This is a genomic window from Bacillus sp. CH_70 (assembly GCF_038007045.1).
In the GTDB taxonomy this organism is placed as follows: domain Bacteria; phylum Bacillota; class Bacilli; order Bacillales; family Bacillaceae_G; genus Bacillus_A; species Bacillus_A cereus.
This window is the reverse complement of sequence record NZ_JBBOWL010000001.1, coordinates 32,501-57,800: the sequence shown is the minus strand read 5'-3', so window position 1 is coordinate 57,800 and position 25,300 is coordinate 32,501. Positions and strand designations below refer to the sequence as shown.

Below are 25,300 nucleotides of genomic sequence, written 5' to 3'. Positions count from 1 at the left end.
ATAATTAGGAAAGATTGCTACTTCTAAAACCAATATACCCTTACTGTTCCATTTGTTTCGCTAAGAAACTGGCAGCAGTATTAACCGCTTTATGCTCGATTTCGCTTATAATAGCTTCTTTTGAAAAAATAATGACGGCTCCAATTGGGTCTCCGTTTGCAACAATCGGTCCAACTGTATAAGAATGAACCTTTTCTGTTACACCATCGATAATGGAAATATCACTTTCGTCCGTCATAATAACAGACTTTCTTTCTTCCATCGTTTTTTCGATTAGATCGCCAACACTTTTATTTAAGTATTCTTTTTTCGATACGCCTGATACTGCGATGATAGAATCTCGGTCACAGACAAGCACATTATGTCCTAAGCTGTCATATAAAGCCTCAGCATATTCCTTTGCAAAATCACCTAGTTCACTAATTGGAGAATACTTCTTTAAAATTACTTCTCCATCGCGATCAACAAATATTTCTAGTGGGTCTCCTTCTCGAATACGTAAAGTTCTACGAATTTCCTTTGGGATTACTACCCTGCCTAAATCATCAATTCGACGTACGATTCCAGTTGCTTTCATTCTAATGCTGCCTCACTTTCTACTGATGATCAAAGTGGTGAATTTACCTGTTCATGTAAAAATCACCAACTGTTAGACATAGTATTTTACACATTAGTTCTTCTATGCACGTCGAATTGTATTTTTTTATCTTATTTTAGGCATTTATTACTTCTTTTTTCACATCTGGTAAGCCTTTTAATAAATTTTCAGCAATTGTTAACCACTTCGATGTCTCTAAGCCATTTGTTTTCATAACAATTTTCAATTGTGATCCTTCCATTCCTAGACCGATCATACGCCCAAAACTATTTCCGAGCATGAATAATTTTCCACCATCAATATTTTGACTTGCTTGTTCAGAAAACAGGAATGTTACTTCAAATTTATTCTGCTTAATTAACTCAATTTGTTCTTTCATTGCCAACACTTTAATATTTGCAATTTGTAATAAATAACCAACTTCTTGTGGGTAATCACCGAATCTATCGATCATTTCTTCCTGCAATTCTTCAATATCCTCAATTGCAGAAACACCTCTAAATTGTTTATACATCATAATTTTTTGCTTACTATCTGAAATATAAGCATCTGGTAAGTATGCATCTACCTCTAAGTCAATTTCAACATTAACTGTATTTTCAGCCCCATCTGTTCCTCTTCGCTGTTCAATTGCATCTTTTAACATTTGAGAATACAGATCAAATCCGACAGAATCAATAAACCCATGCTGTTCTGCTCCTAACAAATTACCTGCTCCACGAATAGATAAATCTCTCATCGCAATTTTGAAACCAGATCCAAGTTCTGTGAACTCTTTAATTGCTTGCAGACGCTTCTCTGCAACTTCTGACAGCACTTTGTCACGTTTATAGGCAAAGTATGCATATGCAACACGATTAGAACGTCCAACACGCCCACGAAGCTGGTACAACTGTGATAACCCCATACGATCTGCATCAAATACAATTAACGTATTTACGTTCGGAATATCTACACCCGTCTCAATAATTGTTGTACTTACAAGAACATCATGCTGTCCTTCTAAAAATGATAGCATAACAGACTCTAATTCACTTTCGTTCATTTTCCCATGTGCGTACGTTACGCGAGCATCTGGAACTAACATCGAAATTTCATCTGCTTTTCTTTCAATATCCTCTACACGGTTATATAGGAAGTAAATTTGACCGCCTCTTGCAAGCTCTCGCTCTATCGCCTCTCGCATTAATGCTGGATTATACTCTACTACATACGTTTGGACTGGGAAACGATTTTCTGGCGGTGTCTCAATAACAGATAAGTCGCGCACACCAAGCATAGACATATGAAGCGTCCGCGGAATCGGAGTTGCCGTTAATGTTAATACGTCAACATTCGCCTTCAATTGTTTAATTTTTTCTTTATGCGTCACACCAAATCTTTGTTCTTCATCAATAATAAGAAGCCCTAAATCTTTATAAGTGACATCTTTAGATAAAATACGATGTGTTCCAATTACAATATCTATTGTGCCATCCTTTAAGCCCTTAATCGTTTCATTTTGTTGCTTTCTCGTACGGAATCTACTTAATAATCCTATATTGATTGGATAATCTTGAAAACGCTCTCGAATTGTTTCATAGTGTTGCTGCGCAAGAATCGTTGTCGGTACTAAAATCGCAACTTGTTTTTCATCCATAATTGCTTTAAATGCCGCACGAATAGCCACTTCCGTCTTTCCATACCCTACATCACCACAAAGGAGCCTATCCATCGGGCGTCCGCGTTCCATATCTTTTTTAATCTCGTCAATAGAACGTAACTGATCCTCTGTCTCTTGATATGGGAAAGATGATTCGAACTCTTGTTGTTCTGCCGTATCTGGCGTATATGCATAGCCTTTTGAAGCTTCGCGCTCAGCATATAGTTTAATTAGGTCATCCGCAATGTCTTGTACAGATTTTTCAACTTTCGTTTTAACCTTTTTCCAATCATTTCCGCCTAATTTGTAAACTTTCGGATCCTTACCTTCAGACCCTACATATTTTTGGACTTGATCAATTTGTTCAATTGGAACGTATAACTTATCATTACCTTGATATTTAATATTTAAATAATCTTTATGAACACCATTAATCTCTAATGTCTCAATACCTAAAAATTTACCTATACCATGATTTACGTGAACTACATAATCTCCAACTTTTAATTCCGAATAACTTTTAATACGTTCAGCATTCGATAACTTTTGTTTACGTTGTGATTTTTTAACTTTCTTATGAAAAAGCTCCTTTTCAGTAATGACAACAAGCTTTTGCATCGGCATTTCAAACCCTGCATGTAAATCACCTACAGCAATTTGCAGCCTTCCAGGCAATAAGATATCTGTGCCTTCTACAATATCTGCCTCAATATCATAATCACTTAAAATGTGTTGTAATTTCTTCACACGTTCATCATCTGTTCCAAGTACAACAGTCGTAAAATGCCCTTCATTCCATCTATCAATTTCTGTTTTTAACAAATTCATCTGTCCATGGAAATCTTGCATTGTTTTACATGTTACATTTACAATATTTTGCGGATGTGTGTGTGCGATATGACGCAAGAATAACGTTAAATATACAAAACTTCTTTTTTTATGATGAAGAAACCCCTCAAATGCGTGAGAGAAAGATAAATCTTGAATAATTGTTCCTTCACCAAGAAGTGATATATACCATTCCGCCTCTTCTGTTTCAAGATGTGATGCTGTTTCTTGAATACGGGAAATCTCATCTAAAATTACAACACCATCTTCTGGTAAATAATCTATCAGACTAGCAGGTTCTTTATAGAAAATAGATAAGTATTTAAACATCTGTTCTATACTTTGCCCGTTTTTCAACATCTCAATTTCATGACTTACCGTCTCAAGCACTGTAGTCTTTAGTTTATCATCAGAAAGTTTTTTCATCGTCTTAGTCAAACCTTCTTCAAGATGCTGAATTCCTGATTTTAATTCTTCCTGTGAAAATAAAAACTCTGTTGCCGGACCAAACCTAACGCTTTCTTTTTTACCTTGAGAACGCTGTTCATCCACATCAAATAATCGAATAGAATCGACTTCTGTATCAAAAAATTCAATACGAAATGGTAGTTCTTCAGTTAAAGGATAAATATCTAATATTCCCCCGCGTAAACTAAACTCCCCTGGAGCTTCTACCATCGACTTACGTTCATAGCCAATATGATGTAAAGTATGCAAGAGCGCATCTAAATCAATCTCTTGCCCTAGATTGATTTCAACTTGCTTTTGCTTCCACAATTCTTTTATTGGTAAAAATCTACGCAATCCTGCCACTGGCGCTACAATGATTCCATTCTCTCCCGCAGCCAAGCGATTTAACACTTCTATACGTTGCGCCTTCAATTCTGGACTTGCAACCCCAATTTCCGATGCTATCAGTTCATTCACTGGATATAGCCACACATCTTTTTCACCAAGTAACGCCACTAAATCTTCATGTACTTTTTGTGCTTGGTATAAGTTATGTGTAACGATTAATTGTGATTTTTTTGTTTTTTTATATAAAGCCGCCATTAATAATGAACGAGAAGACGTTGCCATCCCTGATATAAGTTGTTCTTTTAACCCATCTTCTAATCCATTAATAACCGATTGTATCTCTTCATTTTTATAAAATTGCTCTAATAAACCTATCATTTTTAAAACTCCTCTCAACATAAAGAGCAAGTCATTCTATTTTATGCAAATATTTTGGAAAAGGAAAACAGAAAAATGCTTTGGACATGCCAAAGCGACAACATTTTATTGCAGAAATTTTTCATACTCATAATACTCAGGATAAGATGCGAGCGTTTCTTGACACGATTCACAAATTGTTTTTATATATATATTTCCATTCTCATGAAAATGAATCATCTCTACTACTTCTTGCTCTGTTAGTTGAAATAAAACGTCGCTATATACTTTTTCTGCGTTAATGGAGCCTACATTACCTCCGCAGTGTCTGCAATAATAATACCCTTCCATACTAGCCTCCTAAAAATTCAATTACTACTAGTATGGGTAAAACAAAAGAGAAATATTCCCAATCTCATTTTTAACTATTGAAAGTATTCATGATTTGGAGAAAAGGCTTATTTAGCCACTCTTCACATGCATCCGCTGCTTTTTCAATAGAATGGTTAACATCCGGAATCTCTTCAGATGTAAAGCGTCCTAATACATAATCGACTACCTTCATTCCATTTTTCGGGCGATCGATTCCCATACGGATACGTTGAAATTCTTGTGTTCCTAGGTGCGAAATCGTTGACTTTACACCATTATGTCCACCAGCACTACCTTTCATGCGAAGACGCAATTTACCTACAGGAATGTCTAAATCGTCGTACATAACAACGAAGTCCTCAACATCAATTTTATAATAATCCATGAGTGGACGAATACTTTCCCCAGATAAATTCATATATGTTAGCGGCTTTAATAAGATTACCTTTTCTCCATTAACAAACCCTGCACCAAATACACCTTTAAATTTTTGTTCATTCAAAGAAATGTTCCAACGCTTCGCAAGTTCATCAATGGCCATAAATCCAATATTATGCCTTGTTAATTCATATTCTCTACCTGGGTTCCCAAGTCCTACTATCAATTTCATTCTTGTACCACTACTTTCTTTTTTCGATACGAAAAGACGTAACCAAAATTGGTTACGTCTCATTCTATCCAATTAATTGAATAATACACTCACAGATTCTTCTTCGTATACACGAATGATTGCTTCTCCAATTAATGGAGCAACTGAAAGTTCATGTACTTTGTCGATTTTCTTCTCTTCTGGTAATACGATAGAGTTCGTTACAACTAACTCTTTAATATTTGAATTTTGAATACGCTCAATTGCTGGGCCAGATAATACTGGGTGTGTACAGCAAGCATATACTTCAGAAGCACCGTTCTCAACAAGAGCGTTTGCTGCTAATGTAATTGTACCAGCTGTATCAATGATGTCATCAATTAAAATCGCTGTTTTTCCTTCAATATTACCGATAATGTTCATTACCTCTGATACGTTCGGGCGAGGACGACGCTTATCAATAATAGCGATTGGCGCTTTTAGACGATCTGCCATTTTTCTTGCACGAGTTACACCACCATGATCAGGAGACACGATTACGATATCTTTAAGACCTTTTGTTTCAAAGTAATCAGAAAGAATCGGTACACCCATTAAGTGGTCGATTGGGATATCAAAGAACCCTTGAATTTGTGGAGCATGTAAATCTAGAGTGATTACACGAGTTGCACCTGCTGTTTCAAGCAAGTTTGCTACAAGTTTCGATGTAATTGGTTCACGAGAACGCGCTTTACGGTCTTGACGCGCATAACCATAATAAGGAATAACAATATTAATTGTTTTCGCAGATGCACGTTTTAATGCATCGATCATAATAAGTAATTCCATGATATGTTCGTTTACTGGGAAGCTTGTAGATTGAATAATGAATACATCGCAACCACGGATACTTTCTTCAATGTTAATTTGAACTTCTCCATCACTAAAACGATCAACAGAACATTTTCCTAGTCCTACTCCAATATGCTTTGCAATCTGCTCAGCAAGTTCCTTATTAGAGTTTAAAGAGAATACTTTCAAATTAGAATTTAGATATTGAGTCGACATCTAGATTAACCCTCCACATTATGATTTTTTCTTATTCAGCAATTGATCAACATAGTCTTCTTTGTTAACTTGACGTGCACGTGCTACCGATAATGCTTTTGATGGAACATTCTCTGTAATTGTAGAGCCTGCTGCCACATAAGCACCATCTTCAACTGTTACTGGAGCAACAAGGTTTGAATTACATCCAATAAATACCCCATTACCAATCACAGTTTTGAATTTATTCTTACCGTCATAGTTCACCGTAATTGAACCACAACCAAGATTCACGTCTTCTCCAACTTGTGCATCCCCGATATAACTCAAGTGTGAAGCTTTACTTCTATTACCAAAGACAGTTTTTTTGATTTCCACGAAGTTTCCAACGCGTACTTCGTCTCCAATAACTGAATCTGGGCGAATGTGTGCAAATGGACCAATCGATACTTCTGTACCAAGTTTACTATCATGTACAGTAGATTGACGAATTGTCGTACGATCTCCAATTTCACTATCACGAATTACTGTATGCGGTCCAATTTCACAATCAGAACCAATTACAGTGTTCCCCTCAATAATTGTTCCTGGATGAAGAACTGTATCACTACCGATAATTGCATCAGCAGAAATATAAGTGTTACTTGGATCAATAATTGTAACACCATTTACCATGTTCTTTCGGTTGATACGGTTTTTCATAATAATTTCCGCTTGCGATAGAGCGACTCTGTCGTTAACACCTAACGTTTCATCGAACTGCTCTGTTTGATAAGCTGATACGATATGACCTTCATTTTTTAAAATCTCAATAACATCTGGAAGGTAATATTCACCTTGTACGTTATCATTTGAAACTTTAGAAAGTGAAGCAAATAAAGCCTTATTATCAAAACAATACGTACCTGTATTGATTTCTTTAATAGCTAATTCTTTCTCATTTGCATCTTTATGCTCAACAATCTTTTCAACATGACCATTCTCATTACGAACAATACGGCCATATCCAGCAGGTTCTTCTATGTACGCTGTTAGCACCGTCGCCATTGCTCCTGCTTCTTTATGTTGCTGAAGTAATGCTTCCATCGTTTCAGCAGTTATTAGCGGCGTATCCCCACAAATAACTAAAGTTGTTCCTTCTTCATTTGCAAGTACACTTGCAGCTTGATCTACAGCATGTGCTGTACCAAGTTGTTCTGCTTGTAATGCAAACTCACTTACGTTTCCTAGCTGTTCTTGTACCATTTCAGCACCATGCCCAACAACCGTTACAAGTTTCTGCAATCCTAATTGAGATACTTGATCGACTACGTGTTGTACCATAGGTTTTCCACATACAGGATGCAGCACTTTGTATAGCTTAGACTTCATACGTGTGCCTTTACCTGCAGCTAGAATCACTGCAAATCTGTTTGACATATAGACCCTCCATCGCAACCTATTTATCCATTAAAGATATTATCCTAAATCATCATATATTTCAAGAAACACATTTTAACTATTAAATTTTACCATAATTCTTATAAGATGTTTTACTCTTTAGTATCTTTTTTAAGAAATAAGCTATACTATTTAAAATGATTTTGAAAAAATTAGTAGTTTCTTCTTTTTATGTTAATGAATTATGAAATTTTCAAATATAAAGCAAAAAAAACAAACTCCTGTAAATGCTTACAGGAGTTTGCTACAAAATTATAAGGCTTTTCGTCAAAGCCCTTTTCATTCGAATTTTACGAAGCACCTGCTTCTTCAAACTCAACCTCTTCTAACTCGCCTAAACGATGATACTCTGTTAAAACCGCATCTTGAATTTTAGAGCGTGTACCAGAATTAATCGGATGTGCAATGTCACGGAACTCTCCATCTGGAGTACGTTTACTTGGCATTGCTACAAATAATCCATTATTACCATCAATTACACGAATATCATGAACAACAAATTCATGGTCCAAAGTAATAGAGGCAATTGCTCTCATGCGGCCTTCTGTGTTTACGCGGCGTAATCTTACGTCAGTCACTTCCATCTTGTGTTCACCACCCTTTTCTAAATAAGCGATATATTTGTATAAATTCCACAAATTTTCTATTTTCCCTTTAATTTTTTAAAAATTTTTAAGATAAAAATTTTTAATGTAGTTGAATATAGAGATTAGTGGAGGTTATCGCTTACAAAAGGTTACTTAACTAGGGCGATTACTTCAATTTCAACGGAAACATCTTTCGGTAATTTTGCTACTTGCACACAAGATCGAGCTGGTTTATGAGTAGAGAAATAAGAGCTATATACTTCATTCACAGCATTAAAATCATCCATGTCCTTTAAAAATACTGTTGTTTTTACGACTGTATCAAATGAAGCACCCGCTTCCTCTAATACCGCTTGTAAATTTTGAAATACTTGTTCTGTTTGTACTGTTACATCTCCTGTTACAAGCTCCCCATTTTCCGTTAATGGAATTTGTCCTGAGCTATAAAACATATTATTTACAATAATCCCTTGTGAGTAAGGTCCAATCGCTTGTGGTGCCTTGCTTGTTTGAACAACTTTCATACTTTTCACCCTTTTATTATTTATTTTACTCTTTAAAAATAGTGTACGAAAGGCAGTTTGTCCATCTATTTTATAATCTATAAATAAAATAAAAAAAGATAGAGCTATCTGCTCTACCTTTTATTCAGCCTCTACAAGCCCTTCATCAAATGGTGCAAGAGAATAATTCCCTTTTTCCACTTGAATCGTTTTTTCTTTCACATCAACTTCCGATAGACGAATTAATGATACAAAATTATTAATTAGTCGTTCTTCAATATCTGTGGATTCTACTAATACACCAATACCAACAACATTAGCCTTGAACTCTTCTAACATACTCATCATACCTTGAATCGTTCCGCCAGCTTTCATGAAGTCATCAATAATTAAAACATTCGATCCTTCTGGAAGGCTGCGTTTTGCTAACGTCATTGTTTGAATTCGTTTAGAAGAACCCGACACATAGTTAATACTAACAGTCGGACCTTCTGTTACCTTATTATCTTTCCTTGCAATTACAACTGGTACATCTAAGTAATTTGCCACTGCATAAGCAAGTGGAATCCCTTTCGTTGCCACTGTCATAACCGCATCAATTGATTGCCTAGCAAAAACAGAAGCAAACAAACGACCTGCGCCATTAATATGGCGAGGATTACTTAATAAATCTGTCATGTATAAGTAACCGCCAGGCAAAATACGATCTGGATTTTCAAATAAGCCACAAAGCTCATCAATAATTAGATCTGCCTCTTCTTCACTTATATACGGTATATATTTCACTCCTCCTGCTGCTCCTGGTATCGTTTGCAATGTGCCGACCCCTTGTTGTTCAAACGTTTGCTTAATAATAACTAAATCCTCACTAATGGAAGACTTAGCCGATTGATACCTTTCAGCAAAAAAAGTGAGAGATACTAGCTGACGAGGGTTTTGTAGCAAGTAATAAGTCATATCGACTAATCTTGTACTTCTTCTAATTTTCATACTCTCACCTCAAATCACGAATATTCTAAACAAATCATAACGTATTATACGTCTTTATTCAAGCGTTTCTCGCTCTCCTAATAAACGTACCGCATAGACCTGTTCACAAAATCCTTTTAATCCGTTATAAATGCGATGCATTCGAGAATCATGGTGTACAAGTCCAAATACAGTTGGACCACTTCCACTCATCAATACAGCATCCGCTCCGAATCGCTTCATCTGTGATTTAATACGTGCAACTTCAGGATGCATTCCAAATGTTACATCTTCTAAAACGTTACCAACAGTATCACAAATCCCTTTATAATCTCCAGAATTTATGACATCAACCATTTTATCTACATTTGGATGTGTAACTCGATTTAACTTTAAATTTCCATACACATCAGCAGTAGATACACCTATATGTGGTTTCGCTAAAATAACCCAACAAGAAGGCGGAGTCTTTATATGCTCAATTTTCTCTCCTCTTCCAGTGGCAATTGCTGTGCCGCCATATACACAGAAAGATACATCTGATCCAATTTCTGCGCCAAGCTCTGCTAACTCATCAATTGTAAGCCCTAAATTCCATAATTTATTAAGACCACGTAATGTCGCTGCTGCATCACTACTTCCACCTGCTAATCCAGCTGCTACTGGAATCGTTTTTTCAATAGTAATAGATACACCTTTTTTTACATTAAACTTCTCTTTTAATAATTTCGCTGCCTGATAAGCTAAATTTCGTTGGTCGTCTGGGACATACCGATTATGGGATAAAATTTCAATACGGTCTTCTGCTAATTCCGTTAGTTCTAGACGATCTGCTAAATCAATGGTTGTCATAATCATTTTCACTTCATGATATCCGTCTTGTCTTTTTCCCAGTACATCTAACGACAGATTAATCTTTGCTGGTGCTTTCACTAGTAGCTTCAATCTATTCACCCACTCTATGTACTCAATCTTTTATCGTTTATTTTACCATAAATTTATAGTAAGACGATGACACTTCCCTAATTATAACGAAAAGCATTCAGAATGAAACTACTTATGTAAAATGATGGCACCTTTTAGAGTACAAAAAGCCGAGGAATGTCTCCTCGGCTACCGTAGCATAGAAAGTATCTTACAACTACTGGTTTCGTTTCATTAATTGCTGTTCTGCAATTTCTATAGCACGTTTCACCATGTTACCAGCATCTTTCGCACGAATTCCGCCCCATCCTTCTTTCTGAACAACATCATAAAAGCCAAGCTCTTTTGCTAGCTCTTCTTTAAATTGGTTTGACATGACACCTCTTCGTCTACTCAATGCAGAGTCCCTCCTTATTTTGCTACGGTATAGTTAGTATGCAAAATAATATAGCTTTTCATTTATGGGAATATATGTAATGATATACGGATTATAAAATGACCTCATCATGAGGGTCTCCATAAAATGTTAACTCTACTGTCTCTGTTAAAACATCTGCATAACTATAAGATACACGTTGCAACGCATCTTCTTGTTGATCCAATTGTACAACAAAAACAGAACGGTATGTTTCTGCTAGTACACCTGATTGCTCCACAGTTTTTCTTCTTCCACTATTTGCTTTTAACATAAGTCGCTGTCCAAGATGGTGATCTAATTCGCTTTTAATTTCATCTAAACGTTTTGACATATACTTCGCTACACCTCGCTGTAATTTAGATTGAACACTTAAAACACGATATATCTATCCTAATTATTAACCTCGATTCACAGCTAATATCATCTTGCGTTTGAATAGATAGAAGAAATACTATATTGTAAAAGTATCATTACGTAGTCTGTACGTTCTTGTCTCTTTTTATCCAAATTCATTTAAATCCTTCCATACAAAAAAGCAAGATACATATGTACCCTGCTTACTCTTCGTAATGTTGAAAAGGTAATCCCGTTCGTAAAATCCCTCTCGTTTCAATTCCACCTAGTCCCTTTTCACCAGTAATTGTATTACGTACGACATCCCATACATTGACTCTCTCCATAAATGAAGTAAAACTAATTTTACCAACTACATATACAGGATCTAGTGCATGAATATTAATTCTAGATGGTGAACTAGCGAAATTGGCCCCTGCACGAATTAGTGCCTCAAAGTGCGATTGACATGCCCCAGCAAAAATAACAAGTTGATCCAATGATGGATATTTTTTTCGCACTTCTCGAACAGCCTGTACAAAATGCCTTGAATGCCTGTATGCCGCTAAATCTCCCTTCACTCCTTTCGATTTTGTATATGCATCATGCCCCGTAATAACGAGAATGTCTGGGCGAAAGTGATCTATTAAGTCTACTACTTTTTCATGCATCTCCGTTTCTTTACAATGAATACCTTGTACAGGAACGCCAATTTTGTTATATAAGTCTAAGCACTTGCGCAAATATAAAGGATCTCCATCTATATGCAATACACGTCCCGGCATTTGAAAATAATTCACCTCACTTGTGTATCCACCAGTTGAAGTATGTTCATGCCTTTGTTTCATTAACACATAATCTTGTTGAAACAAACGATACGTGCGCTCCATTGTTTCTTTCTCACGCTTCACCCTTTTTTTATGTTCTCGTTGATCTATACTAATTAAATCTTCAAGTGGCGCATCCGCCACCAGTCTAATTTCCTCTCCAAACAATATAGCTATCTCGCCTTTTATTTCTATAATACGAAAAAGAATATCCCTCTTATGAGAATATCGTTCCACTAATTCTCCAACATGTAAAGCCATTCTCCTACCTCCAAACTCATTAGGCCATCTTACCTGTTTTTAAAATATGAATTTAGAGGGAGAAAGGTGACAAAAGGGACAGTTCAAGTTGAACTGTCCCTTTCATATTCTTATGATAATTTATGAAGAACCAATGCATTACTTAATGTTGCAAACTCTTCAATAGATAGCGTTTCGCCTCTTCGCTTTGGATCAATTCCTACTTCTGTTAAAATTCGATCCAATAATTCCTTATCTTTCGGGAAACCATTTAAATTATTTGATAAATTATTCATCAAAGTTTTACGGCGCTGTGCGAAACTTGCTCGTACTACTTCAAAGAAGAATGTTTCATCTGTCACCTCTACAACCGGTTTCGGACGCTTTAGAAGGCGAATAATTGCAGAATCAACATTTGGCTGTGGTACAAACACTGTACGCGGTACAGTCATAACTGTTTCAACTTCTGTATAATACTGAATAGCAATCGATAAAGAACCATACTCTTTCGTTCCAGGTTTAGCAGCTAAACGATCTCCAACTTCTTTTTGCATCATAACAACAAATCCACGAACTGGTAACTTTTCTTCAAGCAATTTAAATAAAATTGGCGTTGTAATATAGTATGGCAAGTTAGCTACTACCATTACATCTTGCCCTTCTTCAAATTGCTCATTAAATACTTCATGTACATCCGCTTTTAGTACGTCTTTATTAATAACTGTAACGTTACCATATGGTGCTAACGTCTCATCTAAAATTGGTAATAGTCTTTGATCAATTTCAAAAGCCACTACTTTTTTAGCACGCTTCGCTAATTGCTCTGTTAATGCACCGATACCTGGTCCAATTTCAATTGCACCACTTTCTGAACCAATTTCTGCATGATCGACAATACGATTTAATACATTTGTATCAATTAAAAAGTTTTGTCCTAAACTTTTTTTGAATGAAAATCCATACTTTTCAACAATGTCTTTTGTACGATTTGGCGTTGCGATATCCTTCATTTTTTTTCCTCCTGTATTACTTGCTTATAAGCTTCTCCAAATGATTCCTTTGAAACTTGAAACATCTGTAATCGTTTATGTAACTGTTTTGCATTTGTATAACCAATCTTTAATAGCTTACCCATTCTTTCTCTGCGGCTCTTTGCCATTTCTCCGCCCACTAAGCCTGCATCGACTAAATCACTCCAACTAATTTCACTTGTATAAGCTTCCATTTCTTCATGTATATTCTCTAGAGCACGGCGAATCGACTCATTAGAAGCATGTTCGATCCCAACTCCCTTTTTCCTTTTAGCAAGCGCTTCTTCCTTCGATAAAAAGGCATGCTTACAGCCGGGAACCTTGTCAGAAATAATTTTTCGAATACGCTCTCCAGGATAATCTGGATCTGTGAAAATAATAACGCCCCTTTTTTGCTGCGCTAATTTAACTTGCTCAATAACATGATCACCGATTGCTGAACCGTTCGTTTCAATTGTATCCGCATCAACAGCACGCTTAATCGCAACTGTATCATCTTTACCTTCTACAACGATAATCTCTTTTATTTTCATGCTTGCCTCCACACTCGTTTCGTCTCTACTTAGTAAAACAAAAAAATGACGACTTTTCCATTATTATTTTCCTCATTCTTATATTTTAAAAAATAGAATAGAAAAATCTTTGTTCTCTGTCCTTATTGTAACACTTCATCATTCACATTTATTTTCTTCATCACTTCTACTAGTGTTTTTTCAAAATAAAAAAGAACAGGTTTCCCCATTCTTTTTTATTCAACACCAAATAAAGCTTTTGCATTTTTGGTTGTCATTTCTGCTACTTCCTCATAAGAAACACCTTTTAAATTCGCAATTTCTTCTGCTACGAGTTTTACATAACTCGGTTCATTTCGTTTCCCTCGAAATGGATGCGGCGTTAGATATGGACAATCCGTCTCTATTAACAATTTCTCTAATGGAATCTCCGTAGCAACCTCTTTCGGCTTTTTAGCGTTTTTAAATGTAACTGGTCCGCCTAACGAAATTAGAAAGTTCATATCAACACATCGCTCTGCTACTTCTACGCTGCCGCTAAAACAATGCATAATGCCTCCTACTTCAGCTGCATTCTCTTCTTCTAGAATATCAACAATATCTTGAGTTGCATCGCGATTATGTATAATAATCGGCAATTTCACTTTTTTCGCTAATGCAATTTGTTTACGAAATACTTCTTTCTGTATTTCTTTTGGAGACTTATCCCAATGATAATCTAAACCCATTTCTCCAAGTGCAACGACTTTAGGATGAGAAGCAAGTTCTTCTAACCAAGCTAAATGTTCTTCTGTCATGTCAATTGCATCAACTGGATGCCATCCAACCGCAGCGTAAATAAAATCATAAGCTTCAGCTAATTCCATCGCCTTTTTTATCGTTACTTCATCAAAACCAACAACAACTGTATAAGTAACTCCCGCTTCTTTCATTCGGGCAATAACTTCTTGCAAATCTTCTTCAAATTGCTCTGCATTCAAATGCGAATGTGTATCAAACAACATAATACATAACTCCTTTTATATTGAAATCCAGTTTATTCTACAAAAATAAGTTCTTTAATAACTTAACGATAACAATACTACAATCTTAATGCAAAAATAGAGAATGTAAAAAGAAAAAAGACGCTTCACACATGTTACACGTGAAACATCTCTTTTCTTGTCTTAATTACTTGATTTTTGTACCATTTGGTAGATTTTGGTCAATTGATGCTAATGACAATACGCCATTCTCTTCACCCGCTAAAATCATACCTTGCGATAATTCACCGCGTAATTTTACAGGTTTTAAGTTTGTTACACAAATAACCTTTTTACCTTTTAGGTCTTCTGGCGAATAGAATTTTGCAATTCCAGAAACAACTTGACGCTTTTCTGTGCCTAAGTCTAGTTGAATTTTTAACAACTTGTCTGCTTTTTTCACAGGTTCAGCAGATAGTACTTCAGCTACGCGTAATTCTACTTTAAAGAAATCATCAATTGTAATTTCTTCTGCCTTCGGCTCTTCTTCTTTTTTCTCTTCTACTTTAGGGGCAGAGCTTTTCATTTGTTCTTTAATGTACTCTACTTCCACTTCTATTTCTAAACGAGGGAAAATTGGGTTTCCTTTTTCTACTTTTGTTCCAGCTGGAATACAGCCAATTGTAGATAGACTTTCCCAAGATTTATGAGCCTCATCAGTAAGGCCAAGCTGAGCAAACATCTTGCTTGGTGCTACTGTTAAGAATGGCATAAGCATAATACCTGTTTGACGAAGTACTTCTGCTAAATGAGCCATTACGGAAGCTAACTTTTCACGATCATTCTCATCTTTTGCTAATACCCATGGTTGTGTTTCATCAATATATTTATTCGTACGACTAACCAATTGCCAAATAGATCCTAACGCTACAGAGAACTCCATATTCTCCATTGCTTCTTCTACTTTTTTCAAAGTATCTTGTGCAAACGCTACTAACGTTTCATCAAATTCTGTTACATTTGCTTTAAATGCAGGGATTTCTCCGTTAAAGTACTTATCAATCATAGCTACTGTACGATTTAATAAATTACCTAAGTCATTTGCTAAGTCGAAATTAATACGCTCCACAAATCCTTCTGGTGTAAATACGCCATCAGATCCAAATGGAACTTCACGAAGTAAGTAATAACGTAATGCATCCAATCCATAACGATCGATTAATGTAACTGGATCTACTACGTTTCCTTTTGACTTACTCATCTTTCCATCCTTCATTAAAATCCAGCCATGAGCAAAGACTTTCTTTGGAAGAGGTAAATCTAATGCCATTAAAATTATCGGCCAATAAATTGTATGGAAACGAACGATTTCTTTCCCAACTAAATGCACATCTGCAGGCCAGAATTTTTTATATTTCTCTTCATTTGCTGTTCCATAACCTAACGCCGTAATATAGTTAGATAATGCGTCAACCCATACGTAAATAACGTGTTTTGGGTTACCAGGAACACGAACTCCCCAGTCAAATGAAGTACGAGAAACTGCTAAATCTTCTAATCCTGGTTTAATAAAATTATTAATCATTTCATTTTTACGAGACTCCGGCTGAATGAAATGTGGATTATCTTCATAGAACTTTAATAGTCTGTCGACATATTTACCCATTCTAAAGAAATAAGATTCTTCACGAACAAGTTCTACATCATGACCACTATCTGGGCTTTTCCCTCCAACTACTTTGTCACCTTCCATAATTGGATCTACTAATTGATGCTCTGTATAGAACGTCTCATCTTGTACAGAATACCAACCTTCATATTCATCAAGATAAATGTCACCTTGATCTACTAATTGCTTAAAGATTTTTTCGACAACATCTTTATGACGATCTTCAGTTGTACGAATAAAATCATCATAAGAAATATCCATCTTCTCCCAAAGCTCTTTAATTCCTGCAACAATATTATCAACATATGCCTGTGGCGTAATATTTAACTCTTCTGCTTTCTTTTGGATCTTCTGTCCATGCTCATCAGTTCCTGTTAAATAATGCACATTATATCCTTGCATACGCTTATATCGTGCCATCGCATCTCCTGCTACTGTCGTATAAGCATGTCCAATGTGTAATTTTCCACTTGGATAATAAATTGGGGTAGTAATATAAAAGGACTTATTTTCCTCTGTCATTGTTTTGGACCTCCCGAATAACCTCATATGTATTTATAAACAGTATATCAAAAACTCATATATAAAGTGAAACTTTAATCAGTGGGGTTTTTCTTCATCCCCACTGATTATTAGCCCACATCAATCGGGCTTTTACGAGCAGCCCGAACCTCACTTATCTTCTTTAAGCCAACCTAATTTTGAATTCTGGGTCTTAATGCTCGATATCTTTATCATCTATTGCTCATATTTCAAAAAAATATACAATCTTCACTTGAAATTTGTTATTTTTTTCTGAAAATATTGTAAATAATTGTGGAATTTCCTCTCAATCTATTATATATAAGAAATAAGAAATCTATAAATCTTTTTAAAAAATATAGAATTTAAGAATTGACGGAAATGTAAATGATTGGTATCATATGTCCATAGGGTATTTTGTCGAAAAATGACGAATCTAAAAATAGACTCGAAACTTATAAACTATTTATTTAGGAGGAAAAAAATTATGAAATCTACTGGTATTGTTCGTAAAGTTGATGAATTAGGTCGTGTAGTAATTCCAATCGAATTACGCCGTACTTTAGGTATTGCAGAAAAGGACGCTCTTGAAATCTATGTTGATGACGAAAAAATCATCTTAAAGAAATATAAACCAAACATGACTTGCCAAGTAACTGGTGAAGTATCTGACGGTAACCTTTCTTTAGCTGAAGGTAAAATCATCTTAAGCAAAGAAGGCGCTGAGCAAATCTTAAACGAACTTCAAGATTATATCGAAACAGCAAAATAAGCTTCTCAATTATGAGAAGCTTATTTTTTATCGACATGATAGATTTGATATACATCTCTTTTCGACAAATCTCGATCTTTAGCGACTGTTTTAATCGCTTCTTTTGAATTCATACCTTTTTCATTTATATAGTGTTCAATATGATCATATACTGAAAGAGATTCCCACCATTGTTCTTCTGGAGCAGGTTCTTCTGTTGAACCAGCTACTAAAATACAAAACTCACCACGTACTTCATTTTGCTTCGTCCACTCAATTGCTTCTTGAATTGTCCCTCGAATAAATTCCTCAAATTTTTTCGTTAACTCTCGACACAATACAATCTCTCTATTTCCCAACACTTCCTGCATCGAAATTAAAGTATCATCTAAACGATGAGGCGCTTCATAAAACATCATTGTAGTTTGTACATAACGAAGCTTTTCTAACTCCATCTTCCGTTCCTTTTTGTTTCTCTGCAAGAAACCATAGAAATAAAACTGCTTTGTTTCAAGACCGGATGCAATTAATGCTGTAAGGGCTGCATTTGCTCCAGGAAGCGGAATTACATGATATTGCTCAGCTACTGCCTCAACAACAATATCGTAACCCGGATCAGAAATACACGGCATACCAGCGTCACTAACAAGTGCTACATTCTTTCCATCCTCTAACTTCTCTAATATTCTCTTTCCACTTACTTCTTTATTATGCTCATGATAACTCGTGACAGGTGTTTCAATTTCAAAATAATTACAAAGTTTTTTCGTTTGTCTCGTATCTTCAGCAGCAATTAAATCAACTTCTTTTAAAATTCGGATTGCACGAAATGTCATATCTTCTAAATTTCCAATAGGAGTTGGTACTAAATATAAAACTCCCTTTTCATTTTGTTGAAAGCTTTTTTGTTGCCACATAGCGTTCTCCTTTTTGCATATATGCCTCTTTTTGTTTTCTCGTTAATTGCTTAAAGTAATACTCCGCTTGCATAGCTGTACGCTTATCATCATGGGTCTCTACATATTTTAAAACGACAGGAAGCCTGACGCGTGTATACTTAGCTCCTTTGCCGCTATTATGAGTCTGTATTCGTTTTTCTATATGGTTTGTATATCCAGCATAATAACTTCCATCAGAGCACTCTACCACATAAAAAAAATGCTTATTCTTCTCCATATAAAATTGAACGTATCTCCTTTGTATATTCGTTATTGTTCTCATATACAACGAGAGGTGGTAAAATTTTTAAATCTGCATTTCCATCCTTAATTCCTTCAATTAACAATGTATTTGCTTCTTTTCCAACCTTAGGATAAACAAATCGCACACGCTTTGGTTCAATTTTATATTTACGCATTAATGTGACAATGTCGAGTAATCGCCCTGGACGATGTACAAACGCCACTTTCCCACCTTGTTTTACTAACTGACTACTTGCAGATACAACATCTTCTAATGTACACATAATTTCATGACGAGCTATCGCTAAATGTTCATTCATATTTTTCTCTGAAGTTTGAGGTGTTTGAAAATATGGTGGATTACATGTAACAACATCATATTGATGACGTCCGAGTTTCTCTGGCATATCTTTCAAATCTCCATGTATGAGGTGAATTCTTTCTTCCAGCCCATTACATTGAACACTTCTTACTCCCATATCATATAAGCGTTCTTGAATTTCCACACCAGTAATCTTTCCTTTTGTTCTTGTACTTAATAGAAGGGGGACAACTGCGTTACCTGTACACAAATCAAGTAAATTCCCCTTTTGAATTGGTACCCATGCAAAATCTGCCAGTAAAACAGCATCTAAAGAAAAATTAAATACTGATGGGCTTTGTATAATCTTCATGTCTTGCGCTAATAAGTAATCTAAACGTTCATCTTCATATAAATTCATATACTGCTCCTTTTCTTACCCTTAACCTACCCTATTTCATGTATAAAAAATTACCTTTCCAATTATAATTGGAAAGGTAATTTCACTTTTTATTTAAGAATGACAGACAGAACAAACAATCTCCCTCTTTACGTACACTTCCATAATGCAGATTGCAAATATGAAAACCTTCTTGATACAGTCTCGCTAAATTGTCATAGCCTTCACCAATATCTGTTTTCGGCTTCACTTCTTTACGCTTTTGAGTTTTTTGTTTTTCTTTATTCTGCACTTCTTCAAAACGGTGTCGCAAATTGTTATTTTCCATTTTTATATGCTGGTTTTCTTCCAACAACTCTGCAAGATGCTGTTTTAACTCTCCCAGCTGTTTGTATAAATGTCCAATTTGCTCTTCCATACTAGAAACCGATTCAAAAATATCTTTTTTCTCCACAAGCACCCACCTCATTAATCTGTGGTTTGACTCGAAACGACCCCTTTATTCACTAACTCATCTAACGTATATTCTACTATCCGTTCCTTGTCTACTAGTTCCACTTGAATTAATCTTTCTAAAATATTTAATCCGATCACACGGCCAGTACCATGCGGGGTTTGTATACGTTGATCTAAATCAGGAAGTTGTTCCTTTGCTGCCTCATATTCATCATTCTCATATTTTAAGCAACACATTAAGCGACCACATAAACCAGAGATTTTTGCAGGATTTAATGATAAATTTTGATCCTTTGCCATTTTAATGGATACAGGTTCAAAATCTCCTAAAAAAGTAGAACAACAAAGCATACGACCACATGGACCAATACCACCTAGCATCTTCGCTTCATCACGAACACCAATTTGTCTTAGTTCAATTCTTGTTCTAAAAATTGCCGCTAAGTCCTTCACTAGTTCGCGGAAATCAATCCGACCATCCGCAGTAAAATAGAAAATAATCTTATTACGATCGAATGTATACTCTACATCTACAAGTTTCATATCAAGATTATGCTCTACTACCTTTTGCTGACAGACTTGATATGCTTCTTTTGCAGCATGTTTGTTCTCTTCAACAATGGTACGATCATTTTCATTTGCAATACGAATAACCTTTTTTAGCGGTAATACAACGTCGTTTTCATCAACTTGCTTTTTGGTAATAACTACTTTTCCGTATTCAATACCTCTTACCGTTTCTACAATAACAAACTCATTTTCAGAGATATCGAACTGATTTGGATCAAAGTAATATACCTTTCCGGCCTTCTTAAAGCGAACACCTACTACATCATACAAAACGGTCATCCCTCCTGCAACCGCAACACTAACTGTTCGAACACAAGCTGCGCATTTACATTAGCGTTGATTCTATTTTTTGCCTCTAATATATTAAAGAGAGCTGATACAATGCGCTTCTGAGCATAGGAAAACGATTCAAACATCTCTTTCTGCTCATGAAAAACAAGACGATCTTCTTCTCCAAGTTGAACATATAGTAAATCCTTATAAATAAGGAGTAACATATCTAACCCTTGCTGTAATTGTTCTTTCTCTCCAAAGTGTTTTCCCCATTTTTCTTGTACAAAAAAAATAGAGGTTTTATCTTTTTCGAGCGCTTCACATAATTTTATCACTAAAGCTCGTGCTTGTGCAAACCATTCATCACTACATAAAGCTAAAGCTTCATCAAAACTATTTGTGAGTTGAGCAGCAAGTGTCGATAAAGATGCTGTAATACCTTCTTCCTGTAATCTTCTAATTAAAGATTCTGTAGGTAACGGTCTAAACGTAACAACTTGGCAACGAGATAAAATCGTATTTAAAATTTGATGACTTTGTTCAGTAAGTAAAATAGCGGTTGTATCACTACTTGGTTCTTCTAAAAATTTCAAAAGTGTATTTGCCGCATTTGCTGTCATACGATCTGCGTGCTCAATAATATATAATTTTTTATTTGCCTCTAATCCTGTTTTTGAAAACTCTTCTTGTAAATCATGAATTTGCTGCTTCTTAATAGATAATCCGTCTGGTTTTACAATATGTAAGTTAGGTTGGTTACCTGAATCAATTCGCTTACAATTTGTGCATACATGACAGGGCTCTACTCCATTCCGCTGAGAACAGAGGAAACTCTTTGCCATTTGAATTGCTGTCGCAAACTTTCCCGTACCTTTCCCTCCCTCTAACAAGTAAGCGTGGGATATACGCTCTTTTGCAATGCTATTCATCAACATTTTTACACCGATGGGTTGTATAGCAGAAAGCTGCTCCCACGTCTTCATCATAATGCATACCTCACTTATTTCATTCTTTCCTTCTATTATAACAATTTATCTTCTATAATCTGAACAACTTCTTCTATAAGTTTTTCCATCGGCTGATCAGCATTTACCAATACAATACGCTCCGAGAAACGTTCTACAACTTGTAAATACCCTTCGCGCACACGTTTATGGAAAGAGATATCTTCCATATCTAGTCGATTTACTTCACGTCCTGCATCTTTTTCAATCCGAGCCAAGCCAACCTCAGGCTCGATGTCTAGATAAATTGTTAAACTAGGCATACAGTCCTCTGTTGCGAAACGATTTATTTCAAATACCTTATCCATACCCAATCCTCTTGCATAGCCTTGATATGCTAAAGAGCTATCTATAAAACGATCACATAACACGAGATAGTTCTCATTAAGTGCTGGCATAACTTTTTCTACTAAGTGTTGTCTGCGCGCAGCAGCATAAAGAAGCGCTTCTGTACGTGCTTCCATCATCGTATATTCTTGTTTATGTAAAATCGTCCTAATGTCCTCAGAAATTGCAATACCACCTGGTTCCCTTGTCGCCATTACCTTTTGTGCTTTTTGTTCAAAATATGGCAATAAGCTTTTAATTAACGTTGTTTTACCTGAACCTTCTGGGCCTTCAATTGTTACAAATAATCCCTTCATCCTAAAACCTACTTTCTATATCATACACTTTCATATATTTCGTATTACCTTGAAAACGAGCTCCTGCTCTCTCTAAATACATAATTTGCTCTTTATGCTCTGAAGTAATTCTCTCTCCATACATAACCAATGGAATCCCAGGTGGATACGGAATCACCATTTCCGCCGCTATCATTCCAACAGCCTCTTCTATAGATACTATCTTTGTTCCATATCTTTCTAGTTGTTTATACGTATACGGCAAAGGAGAGAATTCACCTTTATAAGTATAACGAATAGATTCCCTCTTGTCTTTCACGTCATAATGTTGCAATGCTACTCGGATCATCTCTATAGCCTTCATATACCCCTCATTTGCTTGCAGGGGTAAAATAAATAGGACATTGTACGGATCAGCCATCTCTGTATATATACCGACCTTTTCAAATACGGACTGTAATTCGTACCCTGATAACTGACAACGAGTTTGTACGGTAACCTTTAACTCGTCTTGCAACGGATATTCTAAAATGGCGATTTGGGGAATAGAACGTAACCGTTCCTTAAATCTCCGTAAAAACTCAACAATTTCACCATGACCTTCTTCTTTTATACGCGCCATTGTAAAGCGTGCTATATCCAAGGAAGCCATAATTGGATACGATGGACTACTAGATTGTAGCATACTTAAATAAGTAGTAACCTTCTCTTCGTCTACTAAGTAACTATTTATATGTAAATAGGAACCCATTGTCATTGCGGGTAATGTCTTATGTGCAGAATGCACTACAATATCTGCACCATATGTTAACGCTGATTTCGGGAATGGTTCTCCTAAACAAAGATGTGCCCCATGTGCCTCATCTATCAAAACAGGGATTTCATGTGCATGTGCAAAAGCGATACTTGCCTCTAAATCCATCCCCATACCATAATAATTAGGATGCGTTAGAATGAGTGCTTTCGCATTTGGATATTTTCCAATTGCTTTCTTAATAATTTCATTACGAACTCCCACTGGTACGTTATAAGTTTCATCAATCCATGGATCTAAAAAAATGGGATTTGCTCCCGCTAGTTTTAAACCATTAATAATTGATTTATGACAATTTCTTTGTACAAGAACAATATCATGTTCCCCACAACAAGACAAAATCATCGCTAAGTTCCCGACTGTTGAACCATTAATTAAAAAATAACTTTTCTTTGTATCATACACTTCAGCCAATAATTGTTGTGCCTCATCTATACATTCAAACGGACTATGCAAATCATCTAGTCCTGCTAACTCAGTTACATCAATAGATAGAATATCTTTAAACTCTCTTATTGCCTTCTGAGGGAAGTTTAAACCATTCTTATGACCTGGGACATGAAAGGATAACGGCCCTCTTTCTTTAAACTCGATTAACGCCTCATATAAAGGCATATGATTTTGATTCATCTACATCTCTTCCTTATTATTCATTCTCCATCTATTATACAGAACAAAAAAAATAATAGGCATATGCCTATTTAAAAATATGATACTTCTAATTTTCGAAGTTGCTTTAAATAATGTATATATTTCGGGTCATCTGTCTCTGTATTCACCATATCCTTTTCACATTCATAACATATTAAATTATTATAAACATATATACCTTCTTTTCTTTTTGTCTCACAAACAATACAAACTTCACTTTGTAATTTCATAACCTTCCCTCCCTATTTAAGTGAACCTATTTTATACTTCTAATCCTTAACAATTTCCAGAAAAATATACACCCATCTCTTATATAATATGATTAACTCTTGGGCAACGTGTTTGTATTACCATTACTTCTTTCCCATTCTTTTTAACAATACAAAAAAACACAAGTCAAAAGACTTGTGTTTTTAGTTGCTTGGCGACGTCCTACTCTCACAGGGACAAGGTCCCAACTACCATCGGCGCTAGAGAGCTTAACTTCCGTGTTCGGTATGGGAACGGGTGTGACCTCTCTGCCATCATCACCAAACTATGAAGGCATATTCCTTCAAAACTAGATAACATTGCTACATATTATATGGTTAAGTCCTCGATCTATTAGTATTCGTCAGCTCCACATGTCACCATGCTTCCACCTCGAACCTATCAACCTGATCATCTTTCAGGGATCTTACTAGCTTACGCTATGGGAAATCTCATCTTGAGGGGGGCTTCATGCTTAGATGCTTTCAGCACTTATCCCTTCCGCACATAGCTACCCAGCTATGCCCTTGGCAGAACAACTGGTACACCAGCGGTGCGTCCATCCCGGTCCTCTCGTACTAAGGACAGCTCCTCTCAAATTTCCTACGCCCACGACGGATAGGGACCGAACTGTCTCACGACGTTCTGAACCCAGCTCGCGTACCGCTTTAATGGGCGAACAGCCCAACCCTTGGGACCGACTACAGCCCCAGGATGCGATGAGCCGACATCGAGGTGCCAAACCTCCCCGTCGATGTGGACTCTTGGGGGAGATAAGCCTGTTATCCCCGGGGTAGCTTTTATCCGTTGAGCGATGGCCCTTCCATGCGGAACCACCGGATCACTAAGCCCGACTTTCGTCCCTGCTCGACTTGTAGGT

The 25,300-nt window shown here is 36.0% G+C and carries 27 protein-coding genes and 2 rRNA genes (1 of these 29 only partly in view); 1 reads left to right on the top strand and 28 read right to left on the bottom strand.

What is annotated here, in order from left to right; genetic code table 11:
- Positions 1-40: 40 nt before the first annotated feature.
- The 17 genes from spoVT to metG all read right to left on the bottom strand — a co-directional run bounded on the left by spoVT (position 41) and on the right by metG (position 17,147).
- Positions 41-577, bottom strand: coding sequence for a stage V sporulation protein T (gene spoVT, locus N2V79_RS00285; RefSeq protein ID WP_000648306.1), 537 nt, complete (start codon positions 575-577; stop codon positions 41-43).
- Between the two features lie 136 nt (positions 578-713).
- Positions 714-4,244 (bottom strand): transcription-repair coupling factor, encoded by a 3,531-nt coding sequence (gene mfd / locus N2V79_RS00280; protein ID WP_340719514.1) that lies wholly within the window; start codon positions 4,242-4,244, stop codon positions 714-716.
- Between the two features lie 105 nt (positions 4,245-4,349).
- Entirely contained in the window at positions 4,350-4,574 is a 225-nt protein-coding gene (locus N2V79_RS00275; RefSeq protein WP_000399438.1) for an anti-sigma-F factor Fin family protein, read from the bottom strand.
- 70 nt (positions 4,575-4,644) lie between these two features.
- Positions 4,645-5,205 carry an aminoacyl-tRNA hydrolase gene (gene pth / locus N2V79_RS00270; RefSeq protein WP_000767702.1) on the bottom strand — a complete coding sequence of 187 codons (561 nt, stop codon included), beginning with the start codon at positions 5,203-5,205 and terminating at the stop codon, positions 4,645-4,647.
- Positions 5,206-5,277: 72 nt separating this feature from the next.
- A complete protein-coding gene (locus N2V79_RS00265; RefSeq protein WP_000107420.1) occupies positions 5,278-6,231 on the bottom strand; it encodes a ribose-phosphate diphosphokinase in 954 nt (317 codons plus the stop codon).
- Positions 6,232-6,249: 18 nt separating this feature from the next.
- The gene (glmU, locus tag N2V79_RS00260; RefSeq protein WP_053563253.1) at positions 6,250-7,629 is read right to left on the bottom strand and encodes a bifunctional UDP-N-acetylglucosamine diphosphorylase/glucosamine-1-phosphate N-acetyltransferase GlmU; all 1,380 of its coding nucleotides are present in this window, start codon (positions 7,627-7,629) and stop codon (positions 6,250-6,252) included.
- 311 nt (positions 7,630-7,940) lie between these two features.
- On the bottom strand, positions 7,941-8,234 hold the full coding sequence (gene spoVG, locus N2V79_RS00255) for a septation regulator SpoVG (protein ID WP_000454041.1): 294 nt from the start codon (positions 8,232-8,234) through the stop codon (positions 7,941-7,943).
- Between the two features lie 152 nt (positions 8,235-8,386).
- Positions 8,387-8,761, bottom strand: a complete 375-nt coding sequence (locus tag N2V79_RS00250; RefSeq protein WP_000869823.1) for a RidA family protein — start codon at positions 8,759-8,761, stop codon at positions 8,387-8,389.
- A gap of 120 nt (positions 8,762-8,881) precedes the next feature.
- A complete protein-coding gene (gene purR, locus N2V79_RS00245) occupies positions 8,882-9,730 on the bottom strand; it encodes a pur operon repressor (RefSeq protein WP_000702467.1) in 849 nt (282 codons plus the stop codon).
- Positions 9,731-9,784: 54 nt separating this feature from the next.
- The gene (gene ispE, locus N2V79_RS00240; RefSeq protein ID WP_000772104.1) at positions 9,785-10,654 is read right to left on the bottom strand and encodes a 4-(cytidine 5'-diphospho)-2-C-methyl-D-erythritol kinase; all 870 of its coding nucleotides are present in this window, start codon (positions 10,652-10,654) and stop codon (positions 9,785-9,787) included.
- Positions 10,655-10,850: 196 nt separating this feature from the next.
- The gene (sspF, locus tag N2V79_RS00235; protein WP_002094215.1) at positions 10,851-11,030 is read right to left on the bottom strand and encodes an acid-soluble spore protein SspF; all 180 of its coding nucleotides are present in this window, start codon (positions 11,028-11,030) and stop codon (positions 10,851-10,853) included.
- A 91-nt stretch (positions 11,031-11,121) separates the two neighbouring features.
- A complete protein-coding gene (veg, locus tag N2V79_RS00230) occupies positions 11,122-11,382 on the bottom strand; it encodes a biofilm formation stimulator Veg (protein ID WP_000044346.1) in 261 nt (86 codons plus the stop codon).
- 226 nt (positions 11,383-11,608) lie between these two features.
- Entirely contained in the window at positions 11,609-12,472 is an 864-nt protein-coding gene (gene yabG, locus N2V79_RS00225) for a sporulation peptidase YabG (RefSeq protein WP_001173734.1), read from the bottom strand.
- Between the two features lie 110 nt (positions 12,473-12,582).
- Positions 12,583-13,461, bottom strand: coding sequence for a 16S rRNA (adenine(1518)-N(6)/adenine(1519)-N(6))-dimethyltransferase RsmA (gene rsmA, locus N2V79_RS00220; RefSeq protein WP_000651548.1), 879 nt, complete (start codon positions 13,459-13,461; stop codon positions 12,583-12,585).
- Positions 13,458-14,015, bottom strand: a complete 558-nt coding sequence (gene rnmV / locus N2V79_RS00215; RefSeq protein ID WP_340719512.1) for a ribonuclease M5 — start codon at positions 14,013-14,015, stop codon at positions 13,458-13,460. Before rnmV ends, rsmA begins: the two co-directional genes overlap by 4 nt.
- 215 nt (positions 14,016-14,230) lie before the next feature.
- A complete protein-coding gene (locus N2V79_RS00210) occupies positions 14,231-14,998 on the bottom strand; it encodes a TatD family hydrolase (protein WP_000895840.1) in 768 nt (255 codons plus the stop codon).
- Positions 14,999-15,164: 166 nt separating this feature from the next.
- The gene (gene metG / locus N2V79_RS00205; protein WP_000134131.1) at positions 15,165-17,147 is read right to left on the bottom strand and encodes a methionine--tRNA ligase; all 1,983 of its coding nucleotides are present in this window, start codon (positions 17,145-17,147) and stop codon (positions 15,165-15,167) included.
- A 487-nt stretch (positions 17,148-17,634) separates the two neighbouring features.
- On the opposite strand from metG, the gene N2V79_RS00200 reads away from it, so the two are divergent.
- Positions 17,635-17,919: an AbrB/MazE/SpoVT family DNA-binding domain-containing protein gene (locus N2V79_RS00200; RefSeq protein WP_000843036.1), complete on the top strand. Its 285-nt coding sequence runs from the start codon at positions 17,635-17,637 to the stop codon at positions 17,917-17,919.
- 20 nt (positions 17,920-17,939) lie between these two features.
- Here N2V79_RS00200 and rsmI read toward each other — a convergent pair whose 3' ends face one another.
- From rsmI to N2V79_RS00145, 11 genes are all read right to left on the bottom strand, one after another.
- Positions 17,940-18,815: a 16S rRNA (cytidine(1402)-2'-O)-methyltransferase gene (gene rsmI, locus N2V79_RS00195; RefSeq protein ID WP_000267824.1), complete on the bottom strand. Its 876-nt coding sequence runs from the start codon at positions 18,813-18,815 to the stop codon at positions 17,940-17,942.
- On the bottom strand, positions 18,784-19,074 hold the full coding sequence (locus tag N2V79_RS00190; RefSeq protein ID WP_000414350.1) for a GIY-YIG nuclease family protein: 291 nt from the start codon (positions 19,072-19,074) through the stop codon (positions 18,784-18,786). Before N2V79_RS00190 ends, rsmI begins: the two co-directional genes overlap by 32 nt.
- Positions 19,061-19,801, bottom strand: coding sequence for a tRNA1(Val) (adenine(37)-N6)-methyltransferase (locus N2V79_RS00185; RefSeq protein ID WP_069354731.1), 741 nt, complete (start codon positions 19,799-19,801; stop codon positions 19,061-19,063). Before N2V79_RS00185 ends, N2V79_RS00190 begins: the two co-directional genes overlap by 14 nt.
- Before the next feature lie 82 nt (positions 19,802-19,883).
- Positions 19,884-20,234, bottom strand: a complete 351-nt coding sequence (gene yabA, locus N2V79_RS00180) for a DNA replication initiation control protein YabA (RefSeq protein WP_000412063.1) — start codon at positions 20,232-20,234, stop codon at positions 19,884-19,886.
- Between the two features lie 14 nt (positions 20,235-20,248).
- Positions 20,249-21,076 carry a PSP1 domain-containing protein gene (locus N2V79_RS00175; protein ID WP_000272429.1) on the bottom strand — a complete coding sequence of 276 codons (828 nt, stop codon included), beginning with the start codon at positions 21,074-21,076 and terminating at the stop codon, positions 20,249-20,251.
- 5 nt (positions 21,077-21,081) lie between these two features.
- The gene (holB, locus tag N2V79_RS00170; protein ID WP_340719511.1) at positions 21,082-22,065 is read right to left on the bottom strand and encodes a DNA polymerase III subunit delta'; all 984 of its coding nucleotides are present in this window, start codon (positions 22,063-22,065) and stop codon (positions 21,082-21,084) included.
- A gap of 35 nt (positions 22,066-22,100) precedes the next feature.
- A complete protein-coding gene (gene tmk, locus N2V79_RS00165; RefSeq protein ID WP_000677220.1) occupies positions 22,101-22,727 on the bottom strand; it encodes a dTMP kinase in 627 nt (208 codons plus the stop codon).
- A gap of 1 nt (position 22,728) precedes the next feature.
- A complete protein-coding gene (locus tag N2V79_RS00160) occupies positions 22,729-24,150 on the bottom strand; it encodes an aminotransferase class I/II-fold pyridoxal phosphate-dependent enzyme (RefSeq protein WP_340719510.1) in 1,422 nt (473 codons plus the stop codon).
- 71 nt (positions 24,151-24,221) lie between these two features.
- A complete protein-coding gene (locus tag N2V79_RS00155) occupies positions 24,222-24,401 on the bottom strand; it encodes a sigma factor G inhibitor Gin (protein WP_000776279.1) in 180 nt (59 codons plus the stop codon).
- Positions 24,402-24,590: 189 nt separating this feature from the next.
- Positions 24,591-24,706 (bottom strand): 5S ribosomal RNA (rrf, locus tag N2V79_RS00150).
- Between the two features lie 48 nt (positions 24,707-24,754).
- Positions 24,755-25,300, bottom strand: a 23S ribosomal RNA gene (locus tag N2V79_RS00145) (it continues 2,376 nt past the right edge of the window).